General features: G+C 25.4%; 10 protein-coding genes. 3 read left to right on the forward strand and 7 right to left on the reverse strand.

Annotated features, from left to right (window positions below):
• Window positions 1-306: 306 nt before the first annotated feature.
• Window positions 307-1287: an acyltransferase family protein gene (locus tag R5Z65_RS08555; protein ID WP_317368539.1), complete on the forward strand. Its 981-nt coding sequence runs from the start codon at window positions 307-309 to the stop codon at window positions 1285-1287.
• Between the two features lie 59 nt (window positions 1288-1346).
• On the opposite strand, the gene R5Z65_RS08560 is transcribed toward R5Z65_RS08555, so the two are convergent.
• The 7 genes from R5Z65_RS08560 to R5Z65_RS08590 are packed head-to-tail and all read right to left on the reverse strand — an operon-like array spanning window position 1347 to window position 7321.
• On the reverse strand, window positions 1347-1661 hold the full coding sequence (locus R5Z65_RS08560; RefSeq protein ID WP_317368542.1) for a DUF6145 family protein: 315 nt from the start codon (window positions 1659-1661) through the stop codon (window positions 1347-1349).
• Window positions 1662-1672: 11 nt separating this feature from the next.
• A complete protein-coding gene (locus R5Z65_RS08565) occupies window positions 1673-2653 on the reverse strand; it encodes a biotin--[acetyl-CoA-carboxylase] ligase (protein ID WP_317368545.1) in 981 nt (326 codons plus the stop codon).
• Window positions 2654-2671: 18 nt separating this feature from the next.
• Entirely contained in the window at window positions 2672-3193 is a 522-nt protein-coding gene (locus tag R5Z65_RS08570) for a hypothetical protein (RefSeq protein ID WP_317368548.1), read from the reverse strand.
• 24 nt (window positions 3194-3217) lie between these two features.
• The gene (locus R5Z65_RS08575) at window positions 3218-4372 is read right to left on the reverse strand and encodes a peptidoglycan DD-metalloendopeptidase family protein (protein ID WP_317368549.1); all 1155 of its coding nucleotides are present in this window, start codon (window positions 4370-4372) and stop codon (window positions 3218-3220) included.
• An 11-nt stretch (window positions 4373-4383) separates the two neighbouring features.
• Window positions 4384-5532, reverse strand: coding sequence for a permease-like cell division protein FtsX (locus tag R5Z65_RS08580; protein WP_317368550.1), 1149 nt, complete (start codon window positions 5530-5532; stop codon window positions 4384-4386).
• Complete coding sequence (gene ftsE / locus R5Z65_RS08585) at window positions 5522-6205, reverse strand: cell division ATP-binding protein FtsE (protein ID WP_317368551.1); 684 nt, start codon at window positions 6203-6205, stop codon at window positions 5522-5524. Before ftsE ends, R5Z65_RS08580 begins: the two co-directional genes overlap by 11 nt.
• 24 nt (window positions 6206-6229) lie before the next feature.
• A complete protein-coding gene (locus tag R5Z65_RS08590) occupies window positions 6230-7321 on the reverse strand; it encodes a helix-turn-helix domain-containing protein (RefSeq protein ID WP_317368552.1) in 1092 nt (363 codons plus the stop codon).
• Between the two features lie 271 nt (window positions 7322-7592).
• Here R5Z65_RS08590 and zapA point away from each other — a divergent pair, with 271 nt between their 5' ends.
• Together zapA and R5Z65_RS08600 are read left to right on the forward strand one after the other, a co-directional pair.
• Window positions 7593-8651, forward strand: coding sequence for a cell division protein ZapA (gene zapA / locus R5Z65_RS08595; RefSeq protein WP_317368553.1), 1059 nt, complete (start codon window positions 7593-7595; stop codon window positions 8649-8651).
• Between the two features lie 187 nt (window positions 8652-8838).
• A partial coding sequence (locus tag R5Z65_RS08600; RefSeq protein ID WP_317368555.1) for a DUF3656 domain-containing protein occupies window positions 8839-11056 on the forward strand: 2218 nt, incomplete at its 3' end.

The raw sequence follows: 11056 nt of genomic DNA on the forward strand, positions 1-11056 counted from the left end.
ATTTACAACATCTACTAACCTTATTATAAATATTATTTCACCCTTTTTTATACCTAAACATAAATCCTATAATTTTTGTTTTTTATATTAAATAAATTAATAAATGTTTAAATAGGTTGTTGTTTGGTAACTTAGGTTAGTATATGGTAACATATCATTAATATATTGTCAATATTATTTTTATTATTATATATTATAATTATTTATACGATATATAGGCAAAAATTATTTTATACTTTGTAACAAAAATGTAACATTAATCTGTTATTATAGTATAGATTATAAATTTTATTGGAGGAAATATCTATGAAAGACCGTAATCTTTTATTTGACAATATAAAAGGACTTTTAATATTTTTAGTAGTATTTGGACATAGCTTAGAACTTTTAAAAAATAACTACGAAATAGCAAAAATAATATATACTTTTATATACATTTTTCATATGCCTGCATTTATATTTATATCTGGGTATTTTTCTAAAAATTTAAAAAAATCTCAAGATACTGCCTTTGAAAAATTTTTAATACCTTTTCTATTAATAACTTTACCCTGGAACATAGTTTTAGTACTTCTAGGTATTACAGATTTTTACTCATTTTTTACTCCTGCTTGGGCTATGTGGTATTTATATAGTATGTTTGTTTGGAAACTTATTTTACCATATATCTTAAAAATAAAAAATATATTTAAAGTATGCTTATTTTTAGGTATTTTAGCAGGATTATTTATAGAATTTAATGACTTTATGTCTATATCAAGAACTATTACCTTTTTACCATATTTTTTAGCAGGATATTTTTTTGATGAAACATTAATAGATAAAATAAAAAATAAAAAACATATAATCTTTGTTTTATTAATATTACTTACATTTACTCTATCTGTAATTTTTTCACTATCCGATTCTATACCAGTAGAAATATTATGGTTAGATAGACCTTTTATAAACCTTAAATACCCTATAAGACTAGGATTAGTAATAAGAATAATTTTATATTTTTTAGGCTTTTTAATGACTTTTGCTTTAATAAATATAACAACTTGCAAGCAATGTTTTTTAAGTAAAATTGGTAAAAATACTCTTTCTGTATATATCCTTCATATATTTTTAATAGGTTCTTTTTTTGGAATATCTAAAAGTATAAATAATAATATTTTAAACTTATTACTATGTACTATTAGCTCAATAATAGTAACATATATATTATCTAGAGATGCTGTTAATAATACTGTTTTAAGGTTTTTAACATTTATAACTAATAAAATAATGTATAAAGAACATTAGTATATAGTTAATCTTTTTAAGTTATAATAAAAAATAAAATACCCATTATTTAGGGTATTTTATTTTTTATTAAATACTTTATACCATAAAGTTAAAGAAGATATAAGCTCTTTTTCTTCTCTTTTTATCTTTTCTATTTCTAGTTTAGCACCTATTTCATCACATAAAAAATCATCTTCAGAAAAGCTATAATCTATAAAAAGACTATTATCATCATAAAAACCTATACTAAATATTCCTCCAACTTTATTGACAAAATATACACCTATTTCTTTTATACTATTTTTTATATCTATAGGCAAACTTTCTGTTATTTCATCAAAAAAGTATTTTTTACTATAACTAGATGTAGCAAATATAGTTTTCTTATCCAAATAACCACTCCTTAAATATAACTTCCATCAATATTCCTTAAAGAAACTTCGCCAGAAACTATCTTTAAAATTTCATCTTTTGTTTTAAATATAATTTCTCCTAATGGAGATATATCTATAACTTTTCCAACAATTTCTTTTTTAGATGATACTATTTTACATTCCTTGCCTAAATTTATACAAAGTTTTTTATACTCATCTAAAAATGTTGCAAAATTTTTTTCTTTTATATATTTAAAATAATTATTTTCAAATTCTTTTAAAAAATGAGCTATTACTTTTTGTCTATTTATATTTTTGCCTAATTGTAAAAATATAGATGTTGCCTTATCCTCTAAGGCAACATTAAACTTTTCATTATTAACATTTATACCTATGCCTAGTATAACATATGATACTCTATCTATCTGTGCATTTATTTCTGTTAATATTCCACAAACCTTTTTGTTATCTATAATAATATCATTAGGCCACTTAATTTTTACATCAAGGCCTGTAATATTTTTTATAGTATTACAAATACATATACCAGCTAATAAAGTTATTTGAGTTATTTTAAATAATTCTATGTCTGGCCTTAAAATTAAAGATAAAAATATTCCATCTCCTTTATTACTTATCCATTGTCTATCAAGCCTACCTTTTCCATTAGTTTGACTATTAGCAACAATTAATGTTCCTTCCTCTATACTTTCATTAATTATTTTTTTAGCATACTCATTAGTAGAATTTATTTCATCAAAGTAATATATTTTTTTGCCTAATTTAAATGTATTTATTTCCTTTTCTATCTCTATATTATTAAAAATATCACTATCTTCAATAAGTAAATATCCTTTATTTGTAACAGAGGTAATATTATATCCCATACTTTTTAATTTAACTATATTTTTCCATACGGCTGCTCTAGTAATATTAAGGGATTTAGCTATTTTCTCACCTGATGTAAATTCTTTATTATTTTTTAAGATATTTAATATTTTTTCAGTCATTGTTCATCTCCAAAAATATTATTTCTTTTTAGTCCAACCAAAATTTTCTAAAAGTTCTTCAACTGATGGATTTAGATTTTTTGTTGCTTCTTCAGGTGTAGATACTGTTACATCTGTTAGCAAGCTACTTAAACTTACATTTTCTATACTATCTCCAAACTCTTGTTTAAGAGCTGTCAATAGAATATTTTTTATGTATTCATTTCCGTCTTTACTTACTATACTGTTATAATCTAAATTTTTAATAGTTTCTGTAACAAATACTTGAACATTTTCCATATTTAACTTATTTAGATTTTTACTTTTACCACCTAAAGTAACATCTACAGAAAGCTTATGACTTTCTCCACCAGATGCTAAAGTAACATTTACTGGCTTTAAAGAAACATAGCCTGGTTTATAATTGCTTTGAATAGTTTGGTAAACTATACCTATTAAAGCTACCAATGCAATGCAAATTAATATAGCTATTGTTATAGTGGAACTGATTTTTTCTTGTTTTTTATTTACATTTTTTTTATTATTTTTCACTTTAGCCATATTTACCACTCCTTGTATACCTTTTTATTTTAAATATGGTGCTGGGTCTGTGTGTTTACCATTTATTCTAACTTCAAAATGAGCGTGTACACCTGTAGAATATCCAGTAGAGCCTGCTTTGGCAATAACTTGCCCTCTTTTTACTTGCTGTCCTTTACTTACTACAAGTTTAGAATTATGTGCATATAGTGTAGAAATTCCACCACCGTGGTCTATAATAACTGTCTTACCATATCCTCCTCTATTACCAGAATATATAACTGTTCCATTTTCTGCTGCCACAATGTCTGTACCATATGTAGCTTTTAAATCTAATCCAGAGTGTAACTCTCTCCTGCCACTTATAGGGTTAGCCCTATACCCGTAAACATCATTATATGGTCTACCTGCATAAGCTGGTACTGGGTGTGCAAATCTTCCACCTTTTCCAGGATAAACTTTATTTGTGCTAGCACCTGTAGATTTAACTTTTGCTTGATTTATAAGATTTGTTATAGCGTTATCTTCTTTTTGTAAATCTTTTATCTGTTGCTCTAAACTTGCTTGTTGCTTATTAAGATTAGCTACCATTTGTTGTTTAGAAGATATATTCTTTTGCACTTCTTGTTTTTTATCTTGTGTTTGCTTTGTTAAAACCTCTAAGTTGCTTTTTTCAACTTTTATTTGCTCAACTTTTAAAGCAATAAATTCTTCTGTTTCTTTGTATCTTTCAAAAAGCTTATTGTCGTGTTTAATTATATAATTTACATATTCAATTCTTTTAAAAAAATCTGTAAACCCCTTAGCTTCTAAAAGTATACTTATATATCCACTATCACCATATTCGTACATAACTCTAATACGCTCTTTAAGGCTTTTATATTGTTTTTCCTTTTTTTCTTTGGCATCTTTAAGTTCTTTTTCAGACTGTGCTAGGCTTTCTTTTGTTTGATTAAGTTTTTTTTCTAAGTCTTCAAGCTCTGTTTCTATTTTATCTAAATTAGCGTCTAATTTTTCTACTTCTTTTAATATAGAGCTTTTTTGCTCCTTAGATTTTTGCAAAGAATCTTTAGAATTTTCTATTTTATTTTTTATCTCATTTTTTTCTTTATTAAGCTGATTAACACTTTTAGAATATACACTAATATTAAGAGAAAGTATAAATACTATAGTTAAAAATATACTTAAAACTTTTTTCATTTATATTCCTCCTATACATTTAAATGTTTTTTAATTGCGTTTACAGAACCTATAGCACCTAATAATACTCCTAATATAACTGTTACAGGTGCTATCGCTAAAAACATTGAAAATGTGTCCTTAAACTCTACATAGTTTTTTATAAAAGGCATATTTTCATATATTATAGCAACTGATTGGTTGTATCCAAATACGCATATAACAATAGGTATAATAGAGCCTATAATACCTATAATTATTCCTTCTATAACAAAAGGCCATCTTATAAACCAGTCTGTTGCCCCTACATATTTCATAATATTTATTTCTGTTTTTCTTACATAAACAGTTAATTTTATTGTATTAACAATAATAGCAACAGATATAGCCGATAAAATAATAATTATAATAATACTTGCTATCCTAACTGTATTATTAATAGCTAATAATATATCAGATTCTTTTTGAGAATGCCTTATTTTTTCAATTCCTATGTAATTGTAGTCTTTATCACCAATGTTAGCTATTTTTTCTGTATCTGTACTATTTGATATATTAGTTGTAGCTTCCTTATTTTGTGTTATATCTTGTGTAGATTGCTCTTCTTTGGTTACTGTTGTAGCTTGTGTAGATTGCTCTTCTTTAGTTACTGTTGTAGCTTGTAGTGGATTTTCTATTATATCTTTTATTTCCTCTTCTTCTTTATTTCTAGCATCTACTAACTGTAGTTCAAAATCTTTTTGCAATTGTGTTACATCTTTTATAACCTGCTTTTGATTTTTAGCCCCATCTATAGATATCTCAAAAGACCTAGGGAAAGGGTTATCGTCTTCAAGCCCAGATAAAATATCTTGTTCATCTCCCCACTCATTTTTTGCCCAATTAAGAGCATCTTCTTTAGACATATATGATACACCTAGTACATTAGGTATAGATTGTAACTTTTCAAAAATCCCCTGTATTTCTTCTTCTGTAACCTCATCACCTAAATATAGCGATACACCTATACTTTCTTCCACTTTTTCTAATGCTAAATCTAAATTTATAGCTATACATAAAGATATTATAAGCATAAAAGCACAAGCTGCAACAGATGCTATAGATGCAAAAGACATTAGTCCATTTTTTGTAATGCTCTTAGCCCCTTGTTTTATATGATACTTAGCACTCCTAATCTTCATAGTTATACCCTCCCTCTTTATCACTTAGTATTATACCTTTTTGGAGAGTTATAACACGCTTTTTCATTTCATCAACAATATCTTTAGCGTGTGTTGCAATAACAACTGTTGTCCCTCTAGCATTTATTTCTTTTAAAAGTTCCATTATTTCCCAAGCTGTTTCTGGGTCTAGGTTACCTGTTGGCTCATCTGCTAATAATATAGGTGGTTTATTTATTATAGCCCTTGCAAGAGCTACCCTTTGTTGTTCTCCCCCTGATAACTCATTAGGATAAGCTTTAGCTTTGTGTGTCAATCCCACCATAGCAAGAATAGCAGGGACATTTCTTCTTATAGCTTTTGGAGATGTTTCTGTTACCTGTAAAGCAAATGCAATATTTTCAAATACTGTTTTGCTTGGTAAAAGCCTAAAATCTTGAAAAACAACTCCTATTTTTCTTCTTAAAAATGGTATTTCTTTTCTCTTTATATTATTTATATTTATTCCATCTATAACAATTTTACCTTCTGTAGGTTCTACCTCCTTTAAAAGCATTTTCATAAAAGTAGATTTACCAGAACCAGAAGAGCCTATAACAAAAACAAATTCCCCCTTTCTTATGTTAAGCGAAACATTATTTATTGCAACAGAACCATTATCATAAATCTTTGTAACTTTATCTACACTAATCAATTTTATCTTCCTCTCAGAATTTCATTAATACTTGAAGTTTTGTCTATATTGCATATATTTACTAACCATTAACATTATTTTAAAAATAATGGCATCATCAAAATTTCTAAGGTCAAGTCCTGTCATTTTTTGTAATTTATCTAATCTATAAACTAATGTATTTCTGTGTATATATAGTTGTCTTGATGTTTCTGACACATTTAAGTTATTTTCAAAAAATTTAGCAACAGTAATAAGTGTTTCTTCATCAAATGCTGCCATTGTTATACCATCTAAAACTTCTCCTACAAACATTTTACATAAATTATTTGGTAACTGGTATATAAGCCTTCCTATACCCAGTTGTTCGTATTTTATTATATGTTTTTCTTCTTCAAATATTTTCCCCACCTCTAAAGCCATTTTAGCTTCTTTAAATGAAGATGATATGTTTTTTAAATCGTATACTACAGAACCTATTGCAACTAATATATTCTTTTTAAGTTCGTCTACTAACTTTGTATATATTTCGTTAGCAAAATGGTCTATATCTTCTTTTGTTTCTTTTTCGTCAAGCTCTTTAACAAGAATAATTGTTTTTTCGTCTACTGCTGTTATAAAATCTTTACCTTTACTTGGGAAAACATTTCTAATTACTTCCACAGAATTAAGCTCTTTATCAATATCTGTTTCTATAAGGTAAACTATTCTTTTAACATCATTTTCTATATGAAGTTTTTTAGCTCTAGAATATATATCTACAAGTAATAAATTATCTAATAATAAATTTTTTATAAAGTTATCTCTGTCATATCTTTCTTTATATGCTACCAAAAGGCTTTGTATTTGAAATGTAGCTATTTTTCCTATTTGGTATATCTCCTCATCTTCACCTTTTGCTAAAACAATATATTCTGTACTATTATTGTCCAACACCTTAAAATATTGATACCCCTGAACAAGTTGATTTTCTGCTGGGCTATTTATAAAAAATTCTACACCTTCCACAGTAGTATTAATCATTTCATTTTCTGTTGTTACAACCACTTTACCTTCTCTATCAACAACACTAAATTCTCTTCTTGTAATATTTTTTAATCCATCTATCGTAGTTTGTAATATTTGGTTTGATATCATACTAACGCCACTCCTTTTCATAATTTTATATTTAAACTTATATATTTCTTTTTATCTATTTAAACACCTCTATATATTTTATATTAAAAATCGAAAAAATAAAAGACTATTTTATATAAAATGTTAAATTTTTTTACATAAATTAAATTTTATAATAGTTTTTTTACTTTTTGTTACAATAAATATAATTATTTCGATAAAGTTTATTAAAACAATTGATATATTTTATATATATGGTATAATTATTATATTATTTTTTGAGGTGAATTATATGAATATAGAAAATAATATTAATAATGAAAATAACAAAAATACCATTTCTGTTAAAATAGGAAACATAATATATAACCTTTCAACAAATGAAAGCGAAGATTACATAAATGGTATAGCAAAATATATAAATAATAAAATGGATGATTTAGCAAATATATATGGAAATTTAAACAAAAATTCCACTTCATTTTTATTAGTTTTAGCACTTAATATAGCAGATGACCTTTTTAAACAACGTCAACTTTTTAATAAAAATTCTAAAATTACAACAGATTTAGAAGCAAAAGTTAACTTACTTTCATCTAAAAACACTTACATAGAAAATAAACTAACTGAAAGTGACAATAATTGTAAAAATAAAGATAACTCCATATTATATCTTGAAGATAAAATTAAAGCTATAAATAAAGAAAAAGATACTATTATATCTAACCTTGAGAACAAGCTTAACAATATTTCAACTGAAAAAGATACTGTTATATCTAATCTTGAAGACAGGCTTAACAATATTTCAACTGAAAAAGATACTGTTATATCTAATCTTGAGGACAGGCTTAATGATATTTTAATTGAAAAAGATACTATTATATCTAATCTTGAGAACAGGCTTAATGATATTTTAATTGAAAAAGATACTATTATATCTAATCTTGAGGATAATCTTAATAGTATTTCAAATAATAAAGATGATATTATATCTAATCTTAAAGACAAGCTTGACCAATCTTTAGATGAAAATAAAAACCTTCATTCTCAATTAGATGAAAAAATAAATAATGCTTTATCTCAAAAAAATGCTATTATATCCAATTTAAAAGATAAATTTAACTTAGATTTATCTGAAAAATCTAATATTATTAAAAGCTTAGAAAAAGATTTATCAGAAAAAAATCTTCTTATAGAAAATTTAAAAGATAATCTAAACGAAACTACTATAAAGCTATCTAACATAGAAAATGAAGATATAGAAGACCTACTATTAGAAAAAGATTTACAAATTTTAAACTTAGAAGAAGAAATAGAATCGCTTAAATCACAGTTAAACAAATCACAATAAATTATATATATAATTTACATATCATTAAGTATAATATCCACAAATATATTATATATAATTTTGTGTGTATTATACTTTTTTAACAAAAATAAATATATGCTATTTTTTCTTTACTTATATATTAACAAAATTTGTACAATTTGTCCATAACTTTAATAAATTTTATTTTAGAAATTAGGTGAATATTTTGAACAACAAAAAACCAGAGCTTTTATCCCCTGTTGGTTCTATGGATAGTATGATATCTGCTGTTAATAATGGCTGTGATGCTATATACCTAGGTGGTAAATCTTTTAATGCTAGGCAAAGTGCCAACAATTTTAGCAATGAAGAATTAAATTATGTTATAGACTATTGTCACCTTAGAGGTGTTAAAGTAAATTTAACATTAAATATAGTCTATAAAGAAAATGAAATACAAGATGTTTTAAACTTTGTGTCAGAGGTATATTCCTACGGTATAGATGCAATTATAGTGCAAGATATAGGTATATTTAACCTTATAAAAAATAATTTTAAAAATGTGTCTTTACACGCTAGTACACAAATGACTATACACAATATAGAAGGTGTTAAATTTTTAAAGGAACTAGGGTTTAAACGTGTTGTATTAAGCCGTGAGCTTACTCTTAAAGAGATTGAAAATATTACACACAATACAGATATAGAAATAGAAGCATTTGTTCATGGTGCTATATGTGTTTCTTATTCTGGAAGATGTCTTATGAGTAGCCTTATAGGAGAACGTAGTGGAAATAGGGGTAGATGTGCTCAACCTTGCCGTATGGAATATAAGCTTATAAAAGATAATAAAACATATGCTAACAACTATCTTTTATCCCCTAAAGATACAGCTACCCTTCCTATAATAGATAAACTTGTAAAATCTGGCATACATACATTTAAAATAGAAGGAAGAATGAAAAGCCCCGAATACGTAGCAAGTGTAACATCTAATTATAGAAAATATATTGATAAAGTAGATAATAATACATTTTCTAAAATAGAAAATAATGATTTAAAAGAGCTTACTCAAATATTTAATCGTGGTGGTAGCTCTATAACTGGATACTATGAAAACTGGTCTAATAAAACTATGATTAGCCCTTCTCCTAAAAGTAGTGGTCTAAAAATAGGCATAGTAGAAAACTACAATAGAAAAACTAAAAAATGTACAATAAAACTTGATGAGCCTGTTATATGTGGTGATGGAATAGAAGTTTGGACAAAAACAAAGCCACATTGTGGTACTAATATATCCAAACAAGCTGGTGTTGGAGATTTAATAAATGTTACTATAATAGGAAATATAAATAAAGGTGATTTAGTTTTTCGTTCCTTCGATAAAGCTCTTGATAATAAATTAAAAAAATTATATAACAAAGATACCAGAAAACAGGAAATAAAAGTAGATGTTATTGCAAAATTAAATAAACCTCTCACTTTAAAGCTATATAATAATAACATAGAAATAATCGAAGAAGGATATATTATAGAAACTGCAAAAAATTCTTCTGTTACACAAGATGTACTTATAGAAAAATTATCTAAAACTGGTGATACTCCTTTTTACTTTGTTTTTGAAAATATAGAAATAGATGAAAATATTTATATTCCTGTAAGTGCTATAAATAACCTTAGAAGACAAGCTAGCGAAAATCTTAAGCAAAAAATTATAGAAAGCTTTAAAAGAGATAAAATAAATGTAACCTACACACCTAACATAAATATAGCTAATAAGCAATACATAACAGCTTTAGTACAAAATAAAGAGCAATTTGATGCTTGTATAGAAACTAATAAGTTAAAGAGAATATATATAGAATTAACAGAAAATAATCTCACACATTTAGATTATTTCATAGAAAATGCTCATAAAAACAACATAGAAATATTTATTGCTCTACTTTGGATACTTAGAGAACCTATGTCTAAAGATTTTTATAAAATGTTAGATACACTAGAAAAATCTAATATAGATGGCTATCTTTTAAGAAATTATATAAACTTAAATACAAATAAAAAAATTGTAGCAGACTATACTTTTAATGTATTTAACAATGCTTCTATAAATAAGTTATTATCGCTATTTAACAATGTAACATTATCTCCAGAGCTTAATATATCAGAAATAAGAGAGCTTTCTTCTAAAAATACAGAGCTTTTAGTGTATGGAAAGCTACCTTTAATGACAACACACCAATGCCCTGTTGGTTTATATGTTGGAAATAAAGGGAATAATAGGTTTTGTAAAATGAAAAATAACTGTGATAATTTTTATTTAAAAGACAGAACAGGAGCTTGCTTTCCTATAAAAAATGATTGTTTTAACTGTGTAACAACTATTATAAATAAAATTCCTTTATTTGTATTAAATAAATACGAAGAATTTAATAAACTTTCTA

It is taken from the genome of uncultured Tyzzerella sp. (assembly GCF_963558545.1).
Taxonomy (GTDB): domain Bacteria; phylum Bacillota; class Clostridia; order Lachnospirales; family CAG-274; genus Tyzzerella.

What these genes read in the sequence shown, in the direction of transcription:
- R5Z65_RS08590 (WP_317368552.1), bottom strand. Translation starts at nt 7,321, where the DNA reads ATGATATCAAACCAAATATTACAAACTACGATAGATGGATTAAAAAAT.
- zapA (WP_317368553.1), top strand. Translation starts at nt 7,593, where the DNA reads ATGAATATAGAAAATAATATTAATAATGAAAATAACAAAAATACCATT.
- R5Z65_RS08570 (WP_317368548.1), bottom strand. Translation starts at nt 3,193, where the DNA reads ATGGCTAAAGTGAAAAATAATAAAAAAAATGTAAATAAAAAACAAGAA.
- R5Z65_RS08575 (WP_317368549.1), bottom strand. Translation starts at nt 4,372, where the DNA reads ATGAAAAAAGTTTTAAGTATATTTTTAACTATAGTATTTATACTTTCT.
- R5Z65_RS08555 (WP_317368539.1), top strand. Translation starts at nt 307, where the DNA reads ATGAAAGACCGTAATCTTTTATTTGACAATATAAAAGGACTTTTAATA.
- R5Z65_RS08565 (WP_317368545.1), bottom strand. Translation starts at nt 2,653, where the DNA reads ATGACTGAAAAAATATTAAATATCTTAAAAAATAATAAAGAATTTACA.
- R5Z65_RS08580 (WP_317368550.1), bottom strand. Translation starts at nt 5,532, where the DNA reads ATGAAGATTAGGAGTGCTAAGTATCATATAAAACAAGGGGCTAAGAGC.